This is a genomic window from Edaphobacter modestus, assembly GCF_004217555.1.
Taxonomy (GTDB): domain Bacteria; phylum Acidobacteriota; class Terriglobia; order Terriglobales; family Acidobacteriaceae; genus Edaphobacter; species Edaphobacter modestus.
Genome location: NZ_SHKW01000001.1, coordinates 155068 through 179785, shown reverse-complemented (window position 1 = coordinate 179785; position 24718 = coordinate 155068). Strand labels below are relative to the sequence as shown.

The window sequence follows — 24718 nt, the reverse complement described above, 5'->3', positions numbered from 1 at the left end:
ACCAGGAGATAGAGAGTGCAGGACGCCGCTCCGCCTACGTTTGCGGAGCGGCGTTCTGAACACGGTATATGACTGCGGGCCACTTAGAAGATGATCTTACCTCCGATTTGGAGTTGACGTGACATCCAAGGTCTCCGACCGGCAAGCGTGTCGCAGAGATAAGACCGAAGTTGGGATTGGCGCCGACAGCTGTTGCCGTTCCGGTAGGGAGGGTAATGGCTGTGGAGGGGTTGCGAAGCTGGGGCGATTGAAGATGTCGAACGCATCTACGCATAGCTTTTATCGCACGGCCCAAGACGTCTTCACTCGTGCCCGCCCCAGACATACTGGCGGTGTCGAAGAAATTGATGCCTGATTCAACAACATGACGGATGATCGGTCGACTCAAAATCCACGAATGTCGTCCCTTCGTTGGGTCTCCGAAACTCATGCACCCAAAGCACACCCGAGAGCCACCAGTCCGGATTTCCCTAGATTCTTGTACTGCATGTCATCTCCCTTGTGACTTGGGTCCCGAGTTGTTGGTGAATGTGGTCTTCCACAAAGTCGCGCATCCTGCGGGATGTGTTTGCACAGACTGGAATGTCTCGGGCTTCAGTATTTCCGTTTGAAACTCTATTTTTGTGGGGTTCCCCAGTTGTTCCCGAATTGTCCTGAGCTAGCAGTCGGGAAAGTCTGCAGTTGTACCCAACTATACTTTGGCGATCCACTCCTGCAAGAAAGCGGGATATTCCTAAGCTCGACACCTTTGCATTCGCAAGCGGCAAGAAAAGTTACAACATCGCGATCAACGAGCATCACTTCTATAAGATCGAGGATTGCACCGTGGCATTCCTCGTGGCCGAAGCGCCCGCACTACTAGTCCGGTTAGAACAGAATCTTGCCCGCCAGTTGCAGTTGCCTGGACGACCCAAGGTCGCTCACCGCAAACCGCGTCGACGAGATCTGCCCAAAGTTGGTCGAAGTATCTGCCAGTGTCGGCTGCCCGAAGCTGGGATGGTTAAGCACATCGAACGCATCCGCTCGCAACTGCAGCGTAAACCGCTCCGTCAGCTTGGTGTTCTTCTCGATCGAAACATCGATGTCCGCAAATCCTGGCCCCGTACCCGCATTGCGTCGCAGATTTCCGAAGCCATTCACGTTCACAAACGAGCACCCCGCCACGACTCCCGAAGCCGGGCACACCGTCGACGTGATCCAACCCACATTTCCGTTCGTCAGGATCGACTTCGACGTCGCGATCGGTCCCACGAGATTCGGCCGTACCGTACCGCCGGTACCCGTCAGTCCATTCACCGTCGCCGCCACGCCGCTGTTGATAATGTTCATCGGATTGCCCGTCTGCCACTGCGCAATCCCCGACAGCCGGAAGCCCTCCACAAAGCGGTTGCCCTTGAACGGCAGATCGTAGATCGCATTCGCCGAGATCCTGTTCCTCACATCGAAGTCCGACAGACCAAGATTCGTCTGCGGATTGTAGCTGTCCTGAAAGACATACCCTCCCTGCGACCCCAGCGAGTTGAGGTCCATCGACTTCGACCAGTTATACGTCATATTAAACTGCACGCCATGCGCCAGGTTCTTCCGCGCCGTCAACCAGAGTGCGTTGTACGACGAAGATCCACCGCTGTCCACCTCGGCAAAGTTCGAATTCACCGCTGCTCCCGCCGCGATCGGGCTCGAACCCGATAAGGTCAGATACGGCCTCATGCCATTGACCGGCTGATTCAGATTCACCCTCGCCCGCAGCTGTCTGCCCACGGACCCGAAGTATCCGATCTGCATCGCCACGCCGCCGGGAAACTCCTGCTGCAGATTCAGGTTGTAGGTCTGTGTATATGCGTTCCTGAAGTTCCGGTCGATCGTGTTGACCGTCAGACCCGCCGCAGCGGCCGAACCATACAGGTTCGTCAGTGGAATCGGAGCCGTGCTGCTGTTGTACGTCACCGGAGCCGCAAAGGGCGTATTCGAGGCCAGAGGTGTCACCGCATTCGTCGCAGGCTGATCGGCCATGTAGCCATACCCTCCGCGAAGCACCGTCTTTCCGGTTCCGAAGACGTCATAGGCAAAACCCACACGGGGCTCCCAGTTATAGTTCTGCTTATAAACGCTGCCGAAGCCGTTCGTATTTGTCCTCACCAGCGAGACCGTCGCAGGATCGAAGACCACAAACCGGTTCGCACCCTCCGTGGGAGTTCCATTCCACTCAAACCGGAACCCCAACTCCAGCGTCAGATTGTGCGTGAGCTTGTAGTTGTCCTGAACGAACCCTCCTACCGCATTCACATAGACCCTGCTCGACACCGTGCTTGGCGTAATCGTGAAAACATTCGCCACTCCGTTGATGAAGTTGGCCGTCGTGTTGAACCCTACGATTCCCGTGTCGCCGGCAAAGTTCGCATTCAGGAACCGCCTAAACTCTCCGCCGAACTTCAGCGTATGCTTGCCCGTCAGATAGGTCGCGGTATCGTACACAACTCCCAGCGTATCGGTGCGTCCCTGCGGAAAGCCCGACGGTCCGCCGAAGTTCAGCGAGAGATCCGTGATCGTCATCTGCGGTAGCCCTATCGCAGAGTTCAGGCCATCGCTGATGTGATAGTCATTGGGATTCGCCACGAAGCTCGGATTGAAGGCAATTGAGATACGATTGAACCCCAGTCTCGCCTCGTTCACTAGCTTGGGGCCGAAGACGTGCGTCTCGTTCAACGTCAAGACCTGTCGATGAGCATTCCGGCTATCGCCGAATCCGGGCACCGTGTTCCCCTGCAGATTCGGCTCCGTGCGAACGTCCGACTGAAAGGCGTAGAAGCCGTGCAGCGTGTCCTTCGAACTGAACTGGTGCAGAACATCCGCCGTTCCCTGATGCACGGTCACCGGTCCGCTCGCCGATCCGATAAACCTCGTCCCCGTCGGATCGTTGGGCAGCGGAATCAGAGGCAACAGCGCCACCGAAGCCGGATTCCCCACCTGCGTCACCTGCGCACGCTGCGCCAGGCTCAACACGCCGCTGTTCAGTGTCAGCGACTGATGTTGAATCAGTCCCTCGTAGCTCAAAAAGAAGAACGTCCTGTCGCGCCAGATCGGCCCTCCGATCGCCCCTCCAAAGTTGTTCCGCTTCAGCGGAGCCTGCTTGGCTCCCTTGCGATTGAAGTAGTTCCTCGCATCCAGCGCTTCGTTGCGGAAATAATCGAACGCCTCGCCGTGAAACGCATTCGTGCCTGAGCGCGTGCTCACGTTCACGATCGAGCCCGAACTCCGGCCATATTCGGCGCTATACGTCGAGTTGTTGATCTTGAACTCCGAGGTCGTGTTGATCGAAGGCTGAAACGTAATCTGGTTCTGCACCATGTCGTTCAGGTTCACGCCATTGATCTGAAAGTTCACCGAGTCCTCGCGATTTCCCGCTGTGATAAACGAGTTCGCTCCCAGGCCGCGGCTGGGCGTAGTAAGATTTCCGTTCTGCGGAGCCGTTACGCCTCCCGGCGTCAGCACCGTCAGATCGAGAAAGTGCCTGCCATTCAACGGAATCTCCTGCACCGTCGTCCGATCGATCACCTGCCCCACCGTGATCGTGTTCGCATCGATCACCGGAGCCGCGCCCGTCACCTCGACCGTCTCACCCGTCGAAGCCACACTCAGCTTCACGTTGATCTCCACCCTCTGGTCCACCTGCAACGTCAACCGAGGCACCGTGTAAGATCCGAATCCTGAAGCGTTCACGTGCAGCATGTAGCTGCCCGGCTGCAACGACGGAACCACATACTCTCCCGCGCTGTCGGTCACCACATCGCGATCCGCGTTCGTATCCAGCGAATGGACCTTCACCGCCGCACCGGCAACCACGGCGCCCGACGCATCGGTCACCGTTCCCGACAGGGTCGCTGTCGTCTGTCCATATCCCACAGCGCTGATCAGGATTACCGCTAACCCTGCCAGTAACTTGAAATATCGTGCTGACATCTTCATGGCCTGCCTCAAAGAAGTACAGATAGCTCCCCGGAGAACCGGGAGAGGTTGAATTCATAGATGGATCTACTAACTCAAGAAAAGCGGAGAACGTATGTCCCGGGGTCCAAATGCTATGCGGTGCAGCCACATCGCGGGGGCTGCTACTCACGACATAGTTAACGAAACATCAATGAGAACAATTTTCAGGAAAAATTTCCATGTGTCAACACGGCCTGTCCCAAAAACTAAAAGGATCTTTCGGTTGCTCTAAATCGTTTAGATTCCTAAATTGTCATCGTCTGTTGTTGAAATTGTCACATTCTTGCAAGCAACCGGTTTTGGACAACAGAAAGACCTCCAGGGCCACCATTTTCTTTCCTCTCGTCCCTATGTAAAACTGTTGCATCCGTTGAACATGCAATACGGGGAGTGCGGAGAAATCCCGAACTTCTGAGTTGCGGGCGATCACGGTCAATTAAGGAAATTGGCTGACCGAAACCAACTCTAGAATTGAGAGCATTCATACTTGCATTGCTCTAGCCCTTCAATTGAAATCACAGCATTCCGCCCAAGGGATTCAAAACATGCGTCTAGCAGCCCTGGCCTACCTCATTCTCTACTGCACCGCCGCCCTCGCCCAAAACCCGCGTGTCTCCAAGTGGCCCACAAAAGATAACGTCTACGTAATTAGAAACTTCCGCTTCGGCACCGGCGAGACCATTCCCGAACTCAGCTTGCATTACCTCACCCTTGGCCAACCGCACCGAGGAACCGATGGTCACATCGACAACGCCATCCTCCTGCTTCACGGCACAGGGGGCGATCGCCACACTCTCATGAATCCCGTCTTCTCCGATGTCCTCTTCGGCCCCGGACAGCCTTTCGATATCACCAAATACTTCCTCATCCTCCCCGACGACATCGGACAGGGTGATTCCTCTAAGCCCTCCGACGGCCTCCACATGAAGTTCCCCGAGTACGACTACGACGACATGATCCGCTCGCAGTACATCATGCTCACTGAAGGCATGCACGTCGACCATCTTCGCCTCATCCTCGGAACCTCCATGGGCTGCATGCAGTCCTGGGTTTGGGGCGAGGCATACCCGCAGTTCATGGACGCTCTCGCACCCTTCGCGTGTTATCCCGTCGAGGTCGCTGGCCGCAACCGTATGACCCGCTACATCGCCATCGAAAGCATCAAGCACGACCCCGCCTGGAAGAAAGGCGAATACACCACTGAGCCGATCGAGGGCCTTCGCGGAGCCGAAGCTATGCTTCTCGTTATGGGCTCCGCACCACTGCAAATGCAGAAGAACTACCCCACTCGCGCCCAGGCCGAGAAGTACGTTGACGACTACATGGCCCGCGCAATTACCCATGTAGACGCCAACAACCTCATCTACTACGTCAACGCCTCGCGCAACTACAATCCAGAGCCCAAGCTATACACCATAGTCGCCCCCGCGCTTTGGATAAACTCCGCTGACGACTTCATCAATCCGCCCGAGCTCGCTCAACAGATCATCAGCGCACGCGTGCTTCCCAAAATGCCTAAGACCAAATTCATTATCCTCCCCATTACCGACGCCACCCGAGGCCACGGGACCCACACTCAGGCCGCCATCTGGAAGGATGAACTTGTTACATTTATGGTCAAAACCGAAAAGAAGTAACGGCCAGCCACCGATCAACTCGCGATACCGATCTGGCTCTACTCGGATTACTAATGGGATGGTCCGCCGCCTTAGGCCGGCAGCAGTGGGGTATAACGGTGAAGACAGGAGGCATCCCATGGATGCTACACACAATCGGCATTGATCTTGTCAAGCAGTCTTCCATCTGGTTGGGCTCAATCTGCGTGGCGAGGTTGTAGTGCGCAAGAAGTGTTCGCGCAAGCAACTGCTGCACTTCACGGCGAACCTGAAGGTAAGACTGATTGGCATGGAAGCCTGTGGAGGGCACATTTTCTAGGACAGCATTGCGAGAACAGGGTCATGAGGTACGGCCTGATCCCGGCTCAGTATGTGAAGCCGTATGTGTTAGGGACAGTGACTCGTGCGCGATTGGTTACATTCTGAATGCCGAACCGAGCGGACTTATTATTTTGCCTTGCCCGTTCAATCCGCGACTTCTATGTCTAGCGTGATGCGAAGTTCTAATTTGCTTCTTGCAGCTTCGCTCTCAGGCGTCCGCCGGTTCAACTCAGGTTCCTGCGCACTGAGAGTCGGGGTTAGGCAAAGGCAGAACGCTATAAACATCGGGACTGAGCGCACAAGAACCTCCTCGAACTCACAGGATGATTCCGGTCGCGCTATAGGCCAGTGCCCATGAATCAACACCCGACGACAATACCTTGGTACAAGTCACTTTCCAAGGCATAAACACATCTTCTCTTTGAAGCCATATATCTTCCAACTCGCGGTCCCGTTTTTCAACATGAAGGAAGAATGTGGGGTCGTAAACGAATTGCTGTGCGGAACCACAGTCAATACCGGAATCAGGTCTATAAAGAACGGCTCGTTGCAAGCCCGCGTTCCTCCAGCAATCTGACCGATAGAGGCATGATTCTATTGGCAGCCATTACGGACGATAATCGTGGTAGGCCCGCGACGCGCATCGGTTTGATGAACATCAGGCAAGTCTCTGATTTTTTCGACAGTGAGCCTCGGAGAAGAATAGGGTGGTCTCCTCCGAGGCTGTGAGCGCGCCAAAGTGACTTGGCGGAGCGCAAACACGAGTGTGTTTAGCGCTCAAGAGGGGTGAGGAACCCCCTGTTGCAATCTGTGATGCCCGAATTACAAGTTTGGTAGACCGTGGGTCAATTGATGGGGCTCCGGGAAATCTCTCAGGCTCCTCCAGACCGTGAAACGGGGGGCCGTGAAACGGAGCGCGAAGTCTTGAGCTAAGCGCTCTAGGGGGTCCTAGTCTAGACAACCTCCTACAAATAGGACGCCTTCTTTATGAACTCATGACTCACCGTCTCTTGCGCAAACATCGGCGTAGAAGGCGGTGATGACATCTCAATAAGTGAACTGTAGCATTCCCGGCGCATTCGTCTACCGGGTTGAAAGGTAGCCACATGTCCGACCCCCTTGTCACTTACGTAAATGACCATCTCGGTGGTGCCCGTATAGCCGTTGAGCTCCTTGAAGCCATGTGGGATCAACATGATGATAAAAATTTTCGAGATCTTGCCACAGTGCTCTGTTGCATTAACGGGGGTGTCGTAGTCTGGAGTGGTTCGCCGAGGAGCCTTGTTCATGTTCAAGCGCCGTCGTTTCCCTGTGGATATCATCCTGGTGTGCGTTCGCTGGTACTGCAAGTATGGGATAAGCTACCGGGATCTAGCGGAGATGATGCAGGAACGCGGCGTAGACGTGGATCCGACCACGATCATGCACTGGGTTCATCCTACGCGCCTGAGCTTGAGAAGCGGGGTCGCACGGTACCCCCTGGTACCAGCGGACCCGCGTGGCGAGTGGACGAGACGTATGTGAAGGTCGGTGGCCACCGGAAGTACCTGTTCCGGGCCGTCGACAAGCATGGCCGGTTGATCGACTTCATGTTGATGGATCGGCGAAACGTTTCCTGGGAAAAGCGCTGACGACGATGCGCCACTGGCCGCCATCCTCCATCACCACAGACCAACTCGGCTCTTATCCAAAAGCCATTAGCCGGCTGCAACGAGAAGGCAAGCTATCAAGCAATACAAAGCATTGCACGTGCAAGTATCTGAACAACATCATTGCCAAAGCCATTGGGCAAGTTGGCGCCAAATCGCCGAGGCACTCATGGAAAGACTCCAAACTAAGCTAAAGCGGTCTTCGCATATGAACGACTTTCTCGGATCGTATGACATTTTCTATCCGGATTGTCCTAATTTCTGCGGTGTGTCGAGTTTTTCAACACCCACGCCTGCTACCGCCAACTGAGAATTGATTCGCTGATGGTTCTCGTTATCGGTTCTCGGGATCCAGCCGCGAACCTGTAGGGTCTACATGCCGGCAACGGAATGTAGACGATCAATTCTGAACCAGCCATTAGCTTAACTGGGCTGAACGTAACGCGGCACCCTTCGTGAGCGCCTCAACCTCACAAGATCGGCACGCTACTCCCCGCTATTCTTGGACAAACCCTTTTTTGCCACGTGCCTGCTAGCAATGCCGCCATCGCATAACACGCCGAGGCCACAAGCAGCACTATTGGAAGCCCTGCACCGAGAGCCAGCAGGGTGGCTAGGGGACCAGCGATTACGGAGGCACAGCCATTAATAGCCCAGGCCCAGGGCAACAGCTCTGGGCGGCTTTGGCCAAGCTGGCGCAGGACAAGAGGAAAAGGCATGCCCATGGCTGCGAACGGCAGCATCACTGTGAATGCGAGGGCCATTCGGGCCGACAGCGGCCAACTGAGCAGCGGCATAAGTATAGTGTGCAACCCGAGTGCATAGACGGTGCACGTAACGGCTACTACGATGGCGGCCAAACACGCTAGCCGCGTTGCAGGGATTCCCTTTCTTAGTTGCCGCGCAGCAAAGGCGCTGCCCAATCCGGAGACAAACAACAAGCCCGCCAGCACCACAGCCACGGCATAGATAGGATCAGCAAGAAAGAAAACCAACCGCTGGATCAGCGCCATTTCTACGAACAGATACCCCAGACCCAATGCGAGAAAGTAAAGAAGGACTCGCAGGCGTACTGTCCGGTGGGAATGCGGCTTTGAACACTGCGAATCAACGGGTGAAATGCGATTGCGCAGCAGGAACAGAGGAGAAACAATCAGCAGGATCCCCAACAGAGTCGCCTGTGCAAGAGTTGCGACCAGGATGAGGTAGCCCCACTCCGAGAACGGAATCAACGATTGTTGGAAGCTGAACATTATGGGAAGCGCGCGCCAGCGGAAGGAGTGGAAGAAGTACGGACGATCGTCAGTGGCAGGCCTTACGTTGAAAGCGTAGTCGCGGAGAAATTCTTCCCGGCGTTGGCCTCCAGCAAGGAAGGCGATTGCTGCTTCGAAGTAATAATCGCGCTCCAATACATTGAAACGGTTATGCTCCTCCGCTGCGATGCCGGGGAAATAGGATGCATCGAACAAGCGCTCTTCCGTCCATCGGCGCAGGGCAGACAATTCTGGAGTCCTGAACGGTTCCTTCTTCACCAAGAGGGTCGCCATTGCCCAACTTCGTATCAACACCAAACGCTCAGTTGGCTTCAAGCCCATCCGCTCTAGCGCCGCGACTGCGGTGGCGAATAGTTTCAGCTCATCGCGTGGCGGCGTTTGCGCCCAACGCGTCACCGCCAGCACCCCGCCCGGACGGAGGTGGCTTAGAAAAGCCTCGAAAGATTCGCGAGTGTAAAGATAGTTCTCGCTTACAGCACCAACACCCACCGTCGATGCCGCAAAAGAGCCGACCAGCGAGAGGTCGATGACGTCCCAGGTCACGTGCGCCCTCTGCACAAAAGCGCGTGCCTCCGCCCGGTGGATGCGTACTTCAGCCCGGTCGTAGAGTCCGCCAGCGAAGTCACGAAATTCCTCGCGCAACAACTCAATCACGTTGGGGTCGAGTTCGATTGCGTCCACTTGGCGGGCGGCGTGCCGCAGCGCCAGCAAAACACCCGCGCCGCCGCCGGCACCAAGGACGCAGACACGCAAGTCCCGAGGCCCATCCTGAAGAGCGAAATAAGGAGCCGCTGTTACCATCCAGTCGAGATAGTTGAGTGTGCTAGTGTCGCCGTTAAACGCAGTGATAGCTCCGGCACTTTCCGAATCCACGTAGAGCCCGAGCTGCTTTGGCGGAACCGCATCGGTTGGTGCTACTAGCGAAAGACCCGGGGCTTCGTGGATAGCCGGGCTGGCAACGACGTCTACACGGCCGAGAGGGCTGGATCGCTCGGCGACCACCTGTGCATGAGGAAGGTTGAGCGCATAGCTGAGTCCCTTGTACTGCGACAAACGGACGGTCGGTGGACGAAAGATGTAAGCGAGCGTCACAATTGCCATGACCGCAATGCCAACGGCGGCAAAGAACCAGCGCGAGCTTCGATCAACAGACAGCTTCGTATCGAGTAAGGCAACTGCTGCTGCGCCCTGCGCGAGACCCATGGCACCCACCACCGCCCATTCCACGCGCGCGATGGACAACGCGACGATTGCCAGAAATGCACCTGCGCCTGAACCGGCCATGTTGTAGGCGTAGAGGAGGGGACTCTTCTCGGATTCGCTTGTAAGCGCGAGGCCGATGGCGGTCGCGGCCGCAAAGAATGGAACGGACAATAAGAGGTAGTAGCATCCGAGGTACAGGACTTGCCGTGCTTCCCAGACAATCCGGAACGCCTCAAAAGGGACACGCTGCGTAAGCCAGAAAGAAACCGGCAGCACGACCGCAAACGATATCGCAGAAATTGCGAACCAGCGCGCTTGGGAGCCATGCAATGACATGGCGGTATCCGTCCGGCGCCGCGCGATTGCCGCGAGCAGAGTGCCGCTCGCGCCAAAGCCGAAAAGCGCAATTGAAATGACCATGTAGGCGAAGTGGTGCCACTGGCCGATGGAAAAAGCGCGCACCAGTATGATCTGATAAAACAACACAGCCGCTGACACCAGCAGAAGCGCTACTTCACGGTACCGGATGCCGATCAAGATGCAGCGAATTTGATCATAGACAGACATAGATGTGTGCGTCAGTCGCTTCCGCCGTCAAGGCAACGAGTACGAGATGCCCGTGCTTTTCAGTTTGACCGGGGGCCACCGACTAAGGGAACAAACGCCACAGGCATCAAGTTTCGTATCTGGAGGTCACGCGGTCCTTTGCTGCCCTTGGTAATCAGCATGAGCATCTGGGTTTGGAAAGGATTGCCCACTGGGATCACCATCCTTCCGCCGGGCTTCAGCTGTTCGATCAAAGCAGGCGGAATGTGGTTAGCCGCGGCTGTCACGATAATGCCGTCGAAAGGCGCTCTCTCGGGCCAGCCGAAGTAGCCGTCACCCACGCGCACCTCGACATTCTTGTAGCCTAGAGCAGCCAACCGTTGACGGGCGGCCGTGCCGAGCGGCTCGATAATTTCGATGGTATAGACCTGTGCAACCAGCGGGGAAAGAACCGCGGCTTGATAGCCTGAGCCGCTGCCAATTTCCAATACTTGATGCTCCTTTTTCGGCTCAAGGAGTTCTGTCATCTTCGCCACGATGTAAGGTTGCGATATGGTTTGACCATAACCTATGGGAAGTGGCCGGTCATCGTAGGCATGGGGTACGAGTTCGGCGGGCACAAAGCGATCACGCGGTGTCTTGTGCATTGAATCGAGGACGCTCGAATCTCGCACCCCTTCCGCTCCGCTACCGCGAGGCGCGGCAATCTGCGTCTGGACCATGTCTTCGCGCCGATTGCGGAGGCTTTCGTCGTCCTGGGCGAAAATAAATCCTGCTACAAGAAGGCAGGAGCAAAAATAAACCAGAGCGCGGAAGCGGTTCTTGCACTTGGATTCCCGGCAGAAACAGGTTTGTGGCCATCGTGGGTTCATTGGATTTCCCGCGAGCAATCGTTCGGAAAGCGAACCTATCATAAACCAAGAGACACTTGTTGGACGCAAAAAGGATCAAGCCATGGAGACAACGCCGGACAATAGAACGCCGTTCTGAATCTAAGGGAGTATGGAAACTAGGCGTTCACCCGTATCCAGAGAAGACATCTCCCAGTTGTGGACTACAGTCGTAAATCGTACCTCTGACCCACGTACTGGCATCTTCGGACTATCCTCGATTGGCTAACAGGTCACGTGGAGAATGGCGTTTGCCGCGGACTCCTTTTCCATTAGCCGGATGGCCTCACTGGTCGGTACGATGACCAACTCGACGTGGCGGCGTTCTGCCTCCCGTTTCACTTCTTTCATAATTGGCAAACGCCCATACGCTCCGGTGCCGATCACAAGCCGGCGGCATTTCCAGGGTATCTTTTCTTCGATGGACAAGGGTGTATGTCCAAACTCGTCACGGAATCTCTTGGACGGCGACTTCTTGCGTTTGCGGATCTCCCCGCAGTCGATTACCACGTCCTGCTCGTACGTGGTGCCGTCGATCCGGAGGGCGCCGAAGGAAAATTTGTAGAAGTGCACACGCACCTCCCCGTACTGTGTTTGGGCGCTGCTGTGTTCAGGCGCTCTTCTTCGAAGTGACGGCAGAGAAGGCAGACCAGCACTGTTCTACCTCGTGACTGCCGCAGTGCGGGCAGGCGGTCTTTTCCGCGTCATGCTCTGCCATGGTGAGAATCTTCTCGAATGTTTTTTTGCAGGCGTTGCAGAAGAACTCATAGTGGGGCATACAGACCTCCCGCAGTCTAAGAAGTGGCTGCAGCTGGATTCTAGACCCGTGGCTGGAGCAGGTTCAATCGTTACCCGATGCCCTCCGAAAAGTAAATTCGACGTACACTGCCGACGTATGGCGCCAACAATTGAAAGGATCTCTGCGATCACGTTTCGCGTCTTGAACATGCAAGCGTCGGTGCAGTTTTACCGAGATGTGCTCGGCATGAGCTGCTTTACGGCGGAGAAGAGGCAAGTTTCTCCTCGCTGCAAGCGAACAATTCAGAATCTGCGATTCTAAACCTCGAACAAGGTGACAGTGTGTCGCGGTGGGGGCCGGCTGATCTTCCACGTTACGGACTTGCATGCGTTTTGGACACATCTGAAGGAGAGAGGATTCAATCCCGAAATCCCACGCGACGCGTCCTGGGGTGAATGCTATTTCGACATGCTCGATCCGGATGGCCACGAACTGTCATTTGCTCAGCCGCTGCAATGAGTTGGCCAGGAGAATCGTCCAGTCGGCTCTGGTCCCCCGAGTGGGTGAAAGGGCAGTTGGACGAGTGGATAAAGGGCGCTGTAATTGCCCGGGGCAGGATCTTTCGCAGGGTCACCAGGATGGGGAGGACATGGGGAGACTGCATGACGGAAAAGTCGATCTGGCACATTGTGAAGGATTGCGCGAAAAGGGTCGGTATGCCTAAACTGGCCCCTCATGACCTACGGCGGACGTGCGCTCGTCTGTGCAATGCTTCAGGAGGCGAACTGGAGCGGATCCAGTTCCTGCTGGGACATGTCTCGGTTCGAACGACTGACCGATACCTTGGCTGCAAGCAGCGGATTTGGTCGGCCGTCAATAATCACATCGGAATCGAACCAAATCGCTGAGTCGCCGGCAGGTTCTGGAAGAGTAGCCGACCATCCGGCAACCAGCGTAGAAACATCCATGTTTGACCCCAAACAACAACTTCCGCATCAGTGGTTCAGCAGCTATCGAGCCTCCCATCCCGGCAACAATTCCAGTAATGGCCAGCAATCCAGCGTCTCTCAAAATCAACCGATAAACAGAACGACGCTCCGCACCAAGATCCATGCACACACGCCGATCTCGCACGTTGACTAGCGGAATAACCAATCATTCCATAAAGCCCAACCACTCCAAGCAGCAAATCCAGCGCGGCAAACCTCCCAGCCAAGCCGACGAGCGATGCAGATACGCAGAGGTAGAGTTGTTGATGCATTCATTCATCGTCGCGCGGCCATAGCTGATGATGCCGGGATTAATTTGATGATTAACAGTCAACGCGGGAAAGAGAGAACCTTCCGAGCGTAAGGTGAGGACCACTACAAAAATAATTCGAAAGTCCTGATCGAAGGCATACATCGTTGGCCGAGCTAGGGTGTGGGATGAGCAAGTCCCTTCGGCCGCCCGTAGAAAAACTCTACGTCACCGATCACCTATGTCGGGGATGCATCCTGCACATCGAACGAAGCCGGTTCCTGTTCCCATTCATAGGTTGTGGTTTGCAACAGTCGTACGCAGCGATTCCAGCGAAGGATGGTATCGTCGTTTCCTGCTGGGCGGATTGTTTCGGCCTCAGCGAATGAGCGCAGAGCCTGGTCGAAGAGAGGTAGCAGCGTATAAGACGGTAGTCCGGCATTGAGCTGCGACTTCGCGCGTCGTTCGTAAAGAATTCCTGCATAGTAGAGCCGCTCATAGGGGTCGTTGAGTTGCTGGAAGGTCGATTCCGCTTCGCGGTAACGATCGGCCGCGCCGCCTGTGAACTGATCTGTAAGGGCAAGCCCGAGCAACCGCAATGCAAGTTGATGTTGTGGTTCGATGATCAGGATATCGCGACAGATCGACTCTGCTTCTTCCGGTTCGCTGAGACTGCGGTAGCGTTCCGCCTTTGCGATGGCTTCGGTGATGCCTGCTGGTGAGATGTGTTTTAGCTCGTATGTCATGGCGCCTTCCTTTACAACTAGGCTTTTCCGGCGCTGCGGATCTTGCGGATAAGCATGAGCAGCGGATCATAGTACTCATCCACGACCCGCTCCTTGAGCGGGATGATGGCGTTGTCGGTGATGTGGATATCCTCGGGACACACCTCGGTGCAGCACTTGGTGATGTTGCAGAGCCCGAGACCCAGTTCCTCCTTCAACATCCGGGCTCGCGAGACGCCGTCAAGGGGATGCATCTCAAGCGAAGCCGTGCGCACGAAGAAGCGTGGTCCGCCAAATTCCTCTTGTTTGTGGTGCTCTCGCAGGACGTGGCAGACATTCTGGCAGAGAAAACATTCAATACACTTACGAAATTCCTGCACGCGATCCACATCGCGCTGGTACATCTTCCATTCGACGCCGGGACGCGGCTGGAAAGGCGTGATCTTTCGATTCACTTTGAAATTCCAGGAGACGTCAGTCACCAGATCCTTGATGACCGGGAATGCCTTCATGGGAAAGATGATGATGGGCTGGTCGAGTGGAAGCGAGTCTATCCGCGTCTTGCACATGAGCCTCGGACGACCATTGACCTCGGCCGAGCACGAGCCGCATTTACCCGCCTTGCAATTCCAGCGAATGGCGAGATCTGGTGCCTGGTGCGCCTGAACCGAATGCAACGCATCGAGCACGACCATCCCGGGAACGAGCGGGACTTGATACTCAACGGCCTTGCCATCTTCCCGGTCACCCCGGAAGACCTGCAACGTTGCCTGTGCCATCGGGACATCAGCCACGGCTGCCTCCGCTATTTAGCTCCACCCTCTTCTGCGAGTAATTGGTTCAGTTCATCCGGCATCTCGAGGACCGGGGTTTCGACGAGCGTCATCGTGTCCGCCCTTTTCACCACGATATTATGCACCTTTCCCCACGCATCATCCAGAGCGAGGTAATCGATGCGACTGTGAGCGCCACGGCTCTCGCGGCGCGCGACTGCGCTGCGCGTGACCGCTTCAGCGATGGTCAACATGCTCTGCAGATCCCGCGCCAGGTGCCAGCCGGGGTTGAAGAGCCGCGAACCTTCTACATGCACGCGGGACGCGCGCTCTTTTAGCTTGTCGATCTCCGATAAAGCCCGGCGCAGGTCTTCCTCGTTGCGAAAAATGCCGACAAAGCTCTGCATGACGCCCTGCAAATCATCGTGTATTGCGTAAGGGCTTTCTCCGCCGGAGCGCTCGAAGGGCAAGAGCATCTGCCGTTCCGCATCCCCGATTTGCGAGGAATCGATCGCGGGTGCCATGCTCCGCTTGGCGTACTCAGCGGCCGCCAGTCCCGCTCGCCGGCCGAACACCAGCAGATCAGAGAGTGAATTGCCTCCCAGCCGGTTTGCACCATGCAGGCCGGCAGCGGATTCTCCCGCTGCAAAGAGCCCTGGAATTGAGCTCTGCGCCGACTCTGCATCCACACGGATTCCGCCCATCATGTAGTGACAGGTAGGGCCCACCTCCATAGGCCCCTTCGTGATGTCCACGTCAGCCAGTTCCATGAACTGGTGATACATGCTGGGCAGTTTTCGCTTTACGTACTCGGCTGGCTTGTGAGAGATGTCGAGAAATGCGCCTCCGTGCTCGGTTCCGCGGCCCTCACGCACTTCGGTGTAGATCGAACGCGCAACCACGTCGCGAGTAGAAAGTTCAAGTTTCTTTGGGTCGTAGCGCTCCATGAAGCGCTCGCCATCCTTATTGCGGAGGACGCCGCCTTCGCCACGCACGGCTTCAGTCACGAGAATGCCTTGCACGCCCGGCGGCCACACCATTCCGGTGGGATGAAACTGGACGAACTCCATGTCCATCAGGTCGGCACCCGCATCATAGGCGAGTGCCATACCGTCCCCTGTGTATTCCCAGGAGTTCGACGTGATCTTCCAGGCTTTGCCGATGCCGCCCGTGCAGATGACCACAGACTTAGCCTTGAAAACGACGAAGCGCCCCTGCTCGCGCCAGTAGCCGAAAGCGCCAGCGATACGGTCGCCGTCTTTGAGCAGACGTGTAATCGTGCACTCCATGTAAACATCGATGCCCTGGTGCACGCCGCGATCCTGCAAGGTGCGGATCATCTCGAGGCCAGTGCGGTCACCGACATGGCATAACCGTTTGAAGGTGTGGCCTCCGAAGGCTCGTTGCAGAATTTCGCCGTTCTCCGTGCGATCGAAGAGGGCGCCCCATTGTTCCAGTTCGCGTACGCGTTCAGGAGCTTCCTGGGCGTGAAGCTGGGCCATGCGCCAGTTGTTCAGGAATTTCCCGCCGCGCATAGTGTCGCGAAAGTGCGCGCGCCAGTTGTCCGACGCATCCACGTTCGCCATCGCCGCGGCGATGCCGCCTTCAGCCATAACCGTGTGGGCTTTGCCCAGCAGAGACTTGCACACGACGCCGACGCTGACGCCTTGAGACAAGGCCTCGATTGCCGCCCGTAGGCCCGCGCCGCCCGCGCCGATAATGAGTACGTCGTGTTCGTGGGTTTCGTACGCGGCGGTCACAGGAGGCGAATATCCTTAAGGAGACCTGCGGACACCATGCGCACGTAGAGATCGGCCAGTCCAACTGAGATGAGACTCATCCACGCAAAGAGCATATGACGCGCGTTCAGCCCGTTGAGCGATCGCCACGCAGTGTAACGCGTGGGGCCAAACGACGTGCAGGAGAAGCAATCAAGCTTTCCTCCCGCTAGGTGACGCAGGGAGTGGCACGAAAGAGTGTAAAGAGTCAGCAGGACGATATTTGCCAGAAGGACAAGTGAGCCCACGCCGATGCCAAACCCTTCCGGGAAGAAGAAGGCGCGAATTGCGTCCCACCACAGGAAGGCGAGAAAGATAAATGCAACGTAAAGGAACCAGCGATGGAGGTTTTGCAGAATGAAGGGAAAGCGAGTCTCACCGCGATACGCTTCTCTGCCTCCTTCGCTCACCGCGCAAGCCGGAGGATCCAGAAAAAACGCCCGATAGTACGCCTTCCGGTAGTAGTAGCAGGTCGCTCGGAATCCGAGCGGCCCCGCCAGAATCAAAAGTGCCGGGGAAAACCGCCACCAGTGGTGCATAGGATCGATCAGCGGAGAATAAAACGGAGAGAGGTAAGGCCCCCATGCATAGAACTTCCCTTCAAAGGCTCGAAAGGTAGCGTAGATGCCGAACCCGCCCAGAAGTATGGCAACCGGCACAATTTCAACCCACCACGCATCCCGCCGCTGCGTGCTGCCCAAACCGCCGATCTGAACAACTGCAGAAGACTTCGCCATGGGTGCCCCCACGTCGGTCATATACTAGCCACAAAAGATGGTTTTGCAAATCAGAATCTTACAACTAGGGTCGGGCTGGTCTTAAGTGCACTGGGCAGGTTGTGAGAGCACCAAGTTGCAGGATTTGGTGATGTTGGCGGCTTGCGGCCGGTAACGGTAAGGCACGAAATTGAGTATCATGTGTCGCTAACAGGGCATGGCATTAATTGAGACCGTCTGCAGTCATCGTTTTCCGAGTACCGGCGCGTCATCGGCAATCCTCGACGGATCAGTCCTGATAAATGGGATAAGCAGGTCTTCGGATAGGCGAGACTGTTTCCCATGAAAGCCGTCACAAACCTCATCGCGGAACTTCATGCAGGCAGCGAGTCGCGTAACTTCCGGATTACGACAAGCCGGAAGTAATCCTGTTGTGGCCGAAAAGTCGCGTTTCCGGCAAGTTCGGCGCAGTTCGACCATCCTGGAAGCGTCGAACTTGCCGAAATCCCCCCGTTTCCCGGGAAGTTCAGTACTAGAGGTTAGCGAAGCTTCATTTCTTCTGCGTCTGGTAATAATTCGGGATGCCGCCGAAGAGTGGGCGAGATGAGCTGTTGATCAATCTCCGTCAGAACCGATCCGACCGCGAGCCGGATCTTGTGCAGTTCATCCGATGGTTCCATATCGTTCGCTCGATCGGCCACTCCCATCAGCGCCGTGTCGCAGATCTTGATCGCCGCCAGCAACAAACGAGCTTGTTCAATGTCCGAAAAGAGATTCTTGGGTGACTCTGAAGTTCGTGTGACGGTTGTCGGCAAGTCGGAACGCCGTCTGATAGTACCTCAATCTCAATCTTGTCTCCAATCGAGAGCGGAACACTCTCCCATGCTGAGTCGACAGAATTGGGGTCTTCGGAAGTATCGAATTGCGTTTTTGGAGGGATTGCACCGGAGCTCATGAACTTTCCGGACGCGACCGAACGTTTTAGGCCCTGCCCGGAAGCCCTAATCCCGGCCTTTGGCTTGTTCGCTCAGCCCCATTCAATATAACCGCGCGGGCATATAACTATACTCCGCCGGTTCTTGGCCTTGCAACGGTTGCTGACGATGCCGGCCGTCCCGGAGGAGGTGCAGATCTCCTCTTCGACCTGATGGAACGCCGAATCAAACCGAGAATTCAGGACATAGCATCACTTGACCACAGCCGTCAGACTTTATGGGGTCACAGCTATGGCGGGCCTATTTACTTTGCATGTGTTGTTTACACATCCCGAAAGTTTCAGCCGTTTTCGTGGCCAGTCCATCGCTATGCTGGAACTTCGTATCTGTATTGAAAGAAGAGCCAGCCTTTCTCCGCAATCCGCAGCGGAAACCCCATATTGAAATCATGGTCGGCGAACTGGAACAGGCTCATCCTTCCAGCAACCTTCCGTCAGGAATTATGAGGATTTCCTTACCACCGGGAGCTGCGAAGAGTCTTGCTGACCGTCTTGTGACGGAGAACGTGTCGGCGAGCTTTACAGAATTTCCAGGACTCAGTCACGGACCGATGTTGGGCTCCTCCCTTACCGAAATGCTCAGCATGGTTGCGAATCGTTCAAGTCGACAATGAAATATCGGCTTTTCGTCAGCAAGGTAATTGTCCCCTAATTTGATATAGGACTAATTTTGTCGTAGATTGAAATCAAAGGAATTTAAACTCCCTGCCTGTCTTTTTGCGAAGCACCAAGGGAGATTCGAGACCGACACCCCGAAAGCAGACGATTGCTTGCAGTATAGCCGAGCGAGTCTTCACCTGGGTATTGAGGAGACTTTGGCTTGGCGACGATAGCGTATAGGAAGCTTCCACGACAGACAACGGACGTCGAGCGTTCCAGCAGACTGATTTCGGCGGTCACGCGATGACCCTCCATCGACTCCTGTTCTGGGTTCACCTCGCCATCGGGGTGATCATTGGCTTAGTGATTGGGTTTCTTGCCATTACCGGGTCTATTCTTGCCTTCCAACCGCAAATCGTCGCCTTCGCGGAGAGAAGCTCACAGATCATTTCCCCCAGCCACGCTTCATGCGTAGCGCCTTCCGATCTGCTGAAGAACGCGTCGGGGTATCGGCAAGGTTCTGCGACGAGTCTCACTCTCTTCTTTGACTCGCACCGTCCAGCCGAGGTCGCCTTCGGGCCGGATTCGGTCGTTCTGGTCAATACCTGTGATGGACGAGTCATTGGCAACGGAGCGGGAAGGCTGAGAGGGTTCTTTGCGAGCGTAAGGGACCTGCATCGTTGGGTCGCGCTCAATGGTGTAAGGCATGAGCGATTGCGAAGTATCAAGGACGCCTGCGTCGTCGCCTTCCTGTTCATGATTCTGAGTGGTCTCGTCCTTTGGTTTCCAAAGAAGCTGACGTGGCAACATCTTCGCCCTGCTGTGTTGTTCAGAGGAGGTCTTCGTGGCCGGGCCCGGGAGTGGAACTGGCACAACGTATTTGGATTCTGGATGGCAATTCCATTGTCGGTGATCGCCCTCTCCGGCATCGTCATGGCCTACCCCTGGGCTAATGCTCTTCTCTATCGTGCCGCTGGAGATCATCCTCCCGCCGAAAGAGCCGAAGTTGTGCCCCGGAGAGCGAAGCCACTGCACGTTGACGAGTTCCAGTCGCTCGATGCGGCGATTCATACAGCAATGACGCGTGATGCAAGGTGGAAGAGTCTTGAGATGCGGCTTCCATCCGAAAAAGATCCGAATGTAGCGTTCCGGCTCGAAGAGGGAGATGGCAGTGATCCGCGACAACGCGTGCAGCTCGTCCTCGCTCGGAAGGACGGTCACGTGGTTCGAGTGGACCACTTTTCCAACAACTCACCCGGACGACAGTGGAGACTCTATGCGCGTTTTATCCATACGGGAGAGATGTTCGGCGTGGTTGGCCGGATTGTCGCACTGCTGGCTTGCATAAGCGCATTCATGTTGGTGTGGACCGGCTTTTCTCTATCGTTGCGTCGAGTCGCTTCCTGGAGAAAGCGCAAGGCTTCGCGTGAGAAGGTCGGACGTCACCAGAACAGGCCGAAGTCTACAGCGCAGGAGCCTGCAAGCATCTGACAATTCAACGAATCAAAGCGTAGATATTGGAGGCCACTGTGGAGTCTTTTGGCGAAGAGCCGCAATGACCTCGAGACCGATCAACCGTGGTTGACGACTGTCCTCCAGACAGAGCAGCGACGGCCCGCAATGCACGAAAGGTAAACCATGCCCCGCCCGTTGTTGTCATTGAAGCGCTTTGGATGCGTCGTCTTAGTCGTTGCCTGTGCACCCATCGCAGTCGAATTCGTCCACGCGCAGACTCCAGACGTCTCAAGCCAATGCACGGTCGCAACGAGTGCGCCTCATGTATCCGTTTCCGGATTCGTCTCCGACCCATCAGGCGCGATGCTGCATGATGCTCTCGTTACGTTGTCCTGCGGAGCTATCAAGCTCCAGGCTACAACTGATGCGACGGGCCGATACTCCCTTCAGCTTGTGCCCGGCACCTACAGTCTGACCGTCGCGGCCAAGGGCTTTACGACGAGGGAGCTGCCGCTCAAAGTGTCAGGCACCGGGAACAACTCACAGGACCTGATCCTCAACGTTGCACAGGAGAACAGTACCATCGAGGTTAGGGCGGGAGCGAACGGCTACGAGGTCAACGAAAGCAACGAGGCGACACGGACGGACACACCCATTCGAGAGATTCCGCAAGCGGTCTATGTGATTCCGCAGCAGCTATTGCGTGACGAGCAGGTTGTGCGGCTGGCAGACGCTGTGCGTAATGTGAGCGGCGTCACCATCGCGGAAGATGCAGGCGGACGTCAGGAACGCGTGACTATGCGTGGTTTCGTGACCGATACAACGTTTCAGGACGGATTCCGCAATGGGCCAACGAGTAACGCAACGTTTCCTGATTTCTCCAACGTCGAGCGGGTCGACATTCTCAAAGGACCATCGTCCACGGTCTTTGGGCGATTGGACCCAGGCGGCGTCGTCAATCTGGTGACGAAGCAGCCGCTCTCCGAACACTATTACAGTGTGACGATGCAGGGCGGTTCCTACCAACTTTTCCGGCCGACGATCGACGCCTCCGGCCCCCTCACCGCAAACAAAGCTCTGCTCTACCGTTTCATCGCCTCCGGACAGGACAGCCAGAGCTTCCGCGATTTCAACTTCACAAGGCGCTTGTTCCTCTCTCCAACTCTGACCTGGACCCCGTCTCCAAGTACGAGTTTCCGTCTTTACACGGAGTTTCTCGGTGGAAGCAATTTGAATGACCGTGGATTGATCGCAATCGGGACAAGGCCGGCCAATCTTCCGGTGAGCCGTTATCTGGCGGACCCCTCGCTTGTCTATCCCTACCGGCAAGGCAAGGCAGGCCTTAGCTACGATCAGGCAATCGGGCAGCGTTGGACGTTTCGCAGTTATGAGCGCTCCTCAACCGGGTGGGCGAACTACAACGCGCGCGTCGCCAATGCTTTGTCAAAGGACCAGCAGACCGTTACACTCAACGACCTCGAAACCGATCAGTACTTCCAGGCACACTACTGGGTCAATGAACTTACTGGAACGATGAATACCGGAAAGATTCAGCACACGTTTCTCGGGGGAGTTGAGCTGAACTATGAGATCTACGACACCAATACAGCTCGTCCACCTACTGGATCTCCTGCGGAGACGCTAAACATCTACCATCCAAACTATGCGGCCTTGCCACCACGTTCCCTGGCGACCTCGCGCATCGATCAGACCCGTGACGGCTATGGCGGAGTCTATCTTCAGGACCAGGTCGCGCTTACTTCCAAACTGAAGGTCACCGGTGGTATTCGTTACGACATCGCCAAGCTCAAGGATGTCGGTTATTTTGTGACCGTAAGCTCTTCGAGCCGGGCGACTGCATGGTCTCCTCGAGTTGGTCTCACGTATCAGCCGATTCAGGCGATCTCCTTCTATGCCACCTTCAATCGCTCCTTTCAGCCGCAGACCGGAACGGACGTCAACGGAGTAGCGTTCAAGCCCGAGCTTGGGCGGCTTCTGGAGACCGGATTCAAGTTCGATACCGCACGGCATCGGATTCAGGGAACGGCCTCTGTCTACCAGATCAATCAAACCAACGTCATTACGGCCGATCCCAATAATCCCAGCTTCTCGATCCAGCTTGGTGAGCAGCGCAGCCGCGGCGTCGAGTTTAATGCGACGACCCACCTGACGCACCAGTGGGATCTGGTCACCGGATATGCGCTCACCGACGCGACGATCCAGAAAGACAACACCTACCTGGTTGACAGCTTTCTACAATCCGTACCGCGCCACACTGGGAACCTGTGGACACGTTATAACCAGACACATGGACTGATGACAGGAGCTTCCATCGGTGCAGGTGTCTCGGGCGTTAGCCGGATGCAGGGTCAGCTCATTACCCAGGCTGCGCCGACCACCTCGTATCTGGTACCCGGCTATGCGCGAGTAGATGCGGGGGTCTCGTACGAGCGACCCAGGGACGAGCACTGGAAGTATCACTTCTCCTTCAATGCGAACAACCTACTCAACCGTCGCTACTTCTCAGGCGCCAGCGGACGTTTCGCCGTCTATCCGGGAAGGCCGCGCGATCTCATTGCTTCGTTTCAACTCATTCGCTGACTCCTGGAATCCCTGTTTCTCTACCGAAAGTCAACAAGGCGACGTTCAGATCGATACCGATCTGCGCCATGGAAAGTGGATCACTCCCGAGTAACCCACGACCCGCTCAGACCACGGAAGAAAGGCTGCCAGGGGCTCCGCCAGTTGGCAATCACAAACTCGTCAGGCTCAACAGGTCTAGCTATTTTGACGCCTGGGTCAAATTCTTGCATCTCTTCTACTATCGGTACATCTGTACTGATAGTAGAAGAGTATAAGAATGAAAGCTGACGGACGCCTCTCCCGTGGAACGACGCGCAAGACGCTCTTGCTTGATGCAGCCGTGCGCATCGTCGCCGGGTTTGGCGCCAACACGCTCACCCACCGTGCCGTCGCCAAGAGCGCTCAGGTATCGCTTGCCTCAGTCACCTACCACTTCCCGTCCAGCGAGGCGCTCCGCAGCGCTACCTACGAGTACGCAGGTTCTCAGATCGGGCAAGAGCTCGTGAGGCTGGTTCTCGAAACGGCCTCGAACCTCGAGGCACTTCCGGACATCTGCGCCGACTTCACGGCTCGTCTTGTGACCGATCACCGGATCAACACCATGACGGTCTTCGAGATGATCGTGGCTGCCGGCCATGATCCGCAACTGAGCCCCGTTACCAGGCTCCTGAATGAGCGCCTGGCGAAGCTTCTCGAGCCCTACCTCGGGTCCAACACTGCTGCCCATACCGTCAGCGCGGCAATGCAGGGACTGGTGCTCACCGCTCTTGCGATCGATCGGCCAAACAGTAGGAAATGGCTCCGCAGCAGCGTGAGCGACCTCATCCGCCGCTATCGGATCGTGCCGTCCCGGCAAGTCCCGAACGACTCAATTCCATCCCCAACAAGACAGGAAAAAAATGGCACCGTTCCTCACACTACTCAGCGGGATCGCCTGGACGATTGTGTACGTCGAGTCAATCCGCGTCGGGTTGCGAGATAAGACGTACGCCATGCCTATTGCGGCTCTGGCCCTCAACGTTGCATGGGAGTCAACCTATGCGGTGCACGACCTGATGACCTCGGTGAGTATGCAGGCTTTCGTGAACCTCATCTGGGCGCTCGCCGATCTCGCGATCGTATTCACCTTCTTCAAATTCGGGCGCCGCGAACTACCGGGTTTTGTGACGAGGCGCATGTTCGCGGCCTGGGGCCTGTTAGTCTTTGGCGCCGCCTACGCAGTGCAGTGGCTGTTTTTCGCCAAGTTTGGAGCGCATGAGGCTGCACGCTACTCGGCGTTTCTGCAAAACGCACTCATGTCGGGCCTCTTTGTCCAGATGATCCTTGCACGGCGAGGCCTTCGCGGGCAGACTCTCACGATTGCTCTTGCGAAGTGGATTGGGACCCTCGCTCCAACCATTCTGATCGGGGTTATCCAAGGCTCGCGCTTCATTCTTGGCCTTGGCATTCTCTGCTCTGTGTTCGACCTGGTCTATAGCGGGTTAGTCGTATGGTTTCAAAAGCACCCTGACGGATTGGCAAGCGACCAGATGCCCGTGACCGTTAGTGCAAGTGCAGCCAACTAAGTTTGCAAGAGTCCGAATGCGCCGTCGCAACTGAGTTTGAAGAAAGATGGCTTCAGAGAAAAATA

At 56.1% G+C, this 24718-nt stretch carries 18 protein-coding genes and 1 pseudogene; 8 read left to right on the top strand and 11 right to left on the bottom strand.

Annotation, left to right across the window (positions count from 1 at the left end; translation table 11 throughout):
* Positions 1 to 34: 34 nt before the first annotated feature.
* Positions 35 to 430: an aldo/keto reductase gene (locus BDD14_RS34145; RefSeq protein ID WP_207231650.1), complete on the bottom strand. Its 396-nt coding sequence runs from the start codon at positions 428 to 430 to the stop codon at positions 35 to 37.
* A 437-nt stretch (positions 431 to 867) separates the two neighbouring features.
* A complete protein-coding gene (locus BDD14_RS00795; protein ID WP_130417163.1) occupies positions 868 to 3966 on the bottom strand; it encodes a TonB-dependent receptor in 3099 nt (1032 codons plus the stop codon).
* Positions 3967 to 4532: 566 nt separating this feature from the next.
* On the opposite strand from BDD14_RS00795, the gene BDD14_RS00790 reads away from it, so the two are divergent.
* The 3 genes and pseudogenes from BDD14_RS00790 to BDD14_RS34140 all read left to right on the top strand — a co-directional run bounded on the left by BDD14_RS00790 (position 4533) and on the right by BDD14_RS34140 (position 7767).
* Complete coding sequence (locus tag BDD14_RS00790) at positions 4533 to 5624, top strand: alpha/beta fold hydrolase (RefSeq protein ID WP_130417162.1); 1092 nt, start codon at positions 4533 to 4535, stop codon at positions 5622 to 5624.
* Positions 5625 to 7211: 1587 nt separating this feature from the next.
* Entirely contained in the window at positions 7212 to 7448 is a 237-nt protein-coding gene (locus BDD14_RS31505; protein WP_165419843.1) for an IS6 family transposase, read from the top strand.
* Positions 7430 to 7767, top strand: a pseudogene (locus tag BDD14_RS34140) (DDE-type integrase/transposase/recombinase). The gene BDD14_RS31505 and the pseudogene BDD14_RS34140 overlap by 19 nt, the downstream one beginning before the upstream one ends.
* A 276-nt stretch (positions 7768 to 8043) precedes the next feature.
* Here BDD14_RS34140 and BDD14_RS00775 read toward each other — a convergent pair.
* The 4 genes from BDD14_RS00775 to BDD14_RS00760 all read right to left on the bottom strand — a co-directional run bounded on the left by BDD14_RS00775 (position 8044) and on the right by BDD14_RS00760 (position 12264).
* Positions 8044 to 10617 (bottom strand): spermine/spermidine synthase domain-containing protein, encoded by a 2574-nt coding sequence (locus tag BDD14_RS00775; RefSeq protein WP_130417159.1) that lies wholly within the window; start codon positions 10615 to 10617, stop codon positions 8044 to 8046.
* A 59-nt stretch (positions 10618 to 10676) separates the two neighbouring features.
* The gene (locus tag BDD14_RS00770; RefSeq protein ID WP_130417158.1) at positions 10677 to 11468 is read right to left on the bottom strand and encodes a protein-L-isoaspartate(D-aspartate) O-methyltransferase; all 792 of its coding nucleotides are present in this window, start codon (positions 11466 to 11468) and stop codon (positions 10677 to 10679) included.
* A 243-nt stretch (positions 11469 to 11711) separates the two neighbouring features.
* The gene (locus BDD14_RS00765; protein WP_130417157.1) at positions 11712 to 12059 is read right to left on the bottom strand and encodes an MTH938/NDUFAF3 family protein; all 348 of its coding nucleotides are present in this window, start codon (positions 12057 to 12059) and stop codon (positions 11712 to 11714) included.
* Positions 12060 to 12096: 37 nt separating this feature from the next.
* Positions 12097 to 12264, bottom strand: coding sequence for an FmdB family zinc ribbon protein (locus tag BDD14_RS00760; RefSeq protein ID WP_130417156.1), 168 nt, complete (start codon positions 12262 to 12264; stop codon positions 12097 to 12099).
* A 416-nt stretch (positions 12265 to 12680) separates the two neighbouring features.
* Here BDD14_RS00760 and BDD14_RS33980 point away from each other — a divergent pair, with 416 nt between their 5' ends.
* On the top strand, positions 12681 to 13133 hold the full coding sequence (locus BDD14_RS33980; RefSeq protein ID WP_130417155.1) for a tyrosine-type recombinase/integrase: 453 nt from the start codon (positions 12681 to 12683) through the stop codon (positions 13131 to 13133).
* Between the two features lie 570 nt (positions 13134 to 13703).
* Here the strand turns inward: BDD14_RS33980 and BDD14_RS00745 are convergent.
* The 5 genes from BDD14_RS00745 to BDD14_RS00725 form a co-directional block, all read right to left on the bottom strand.
* Positions 13704 to 14210, bottom strand: a complete 507-nt coding sequence (locus BDD14_RS00745) for a hypothetical protein (RefSeq protein WP_130417154.1) — start codon at positions 14208 to 14210, stop codon at positions 13704 to 13706.
* A gap of 17 nt (positions 14211 to 14227) precedes the next feature.
* Complete coding sequence (locus BDD14_RS00740; protein ID WP_242617636.1) at positions 14228 to 14983, bottom strand: succinate dehydrogenase/fumarate reductase iron-sulfur subunit; 756 nt, start codon at positions 14981 to 14983, stop codon at positions 14228 to 14230.
* An 11-nt stretch (positions 14984 to 14994) separates the two neighbouring features.
* Positions 14995 to 16722, bottom strand: a complete 1728-nt coding sequence (locus tag BDD14_RS00735; protein ID WP_130417153.1) for an FAD-binding protein — start codon at positions 16720 to 16722, stop codon at positions 14995 to 14997.
* Positions 16719 to 17477, bottom strand: a complete 759-nt coding sequence (locus BDD14_RS00730; protein WP_130417152.1) for a succinate dehydrogenase — start codon at positions 17475 to 17477, stop codon at positions 16719 to 16721. Before BDD14_RS00730 ends, BDD14_RS00735 begins: the two co-directional genes overlap by 4 nt.
* Before the next feature lie 518 nt (positions 17478 to 17995).
* Positions 17996 to 18199, bottom strand: coding sequence for a hypothetical protein (locus tag BDD14_RS00725; protein ID WP_130417151.1), 204 nt, complete (start codon positions 18197 to 18199; stop codon positions 17996 to 17998).
* 1154 nt (positions 18200 to 19353) lie between these two features.
* Between BDD14_RS00725 and BDD14_RS00720 the strand changes: the two genes are divergently transcribed.
* The 4 genes from BDD14_RS00720 to BDD14_RS00705 all read left to right on the top strand — a co-directional run bounded on the left by BDD14_RS00720 (position 19354) and on the right by BDD14_RS00705 (position 24653).
* A complete protein-coding gene (locus BDD14_RS00720) occupies positions 19354 to 20541 on the top strand; it encodes a PepSY-associated TM helix domain-containing protein (RefSeq protein ID WP_130417150.1) in 1188 nt (395 codons plus the stop codon).
* A gap of 147 nt (positions 20542 to 20688) precedes the next feature.
* The gene (locus BDD14_RS00715; RefSeq protein WP_130417149.1) at positions 20689 to 23106 is read left to right on the top strand and encodes a TonB-dependent receptor; all 2418 of its coding nucleotides are present in this window, start codon (positions 20689 to 20691) and stop codon (positions 23104 to 23106) included.
* A 259-nt stretch (positions 23107 to 23365) separates the two neighbouring features.
* Positions 23366 to 24070 (top strand): TetR/AcrR family transcriptional regulator, encoded by a 705-nt coding sequence (locus BDD14_RS00710; RefSeq protein ID WP_130417148.1) that lies wholly within the window; start codon positions 23366 to 23368, stop codon positions 24068 to 24070.
* Positions 23988 to 24653, top strand: coding sequence for a transmembrane-type terpene cyclase (locus BDD14_RS00705; RefSeq protein ID WP_130417147.1), 666 nt, complete (start codon positions 23988 to 23990; stop codon positions 24651 to 24653). The genes BDD14_RS00710 and BDD14_RS00705 overlap by 83 nt, the downstream gene beginning before the upstream one ends.
* The last annotated feature ends 65 nt before the right edge of the window (positions 24654 to 24718 follow it).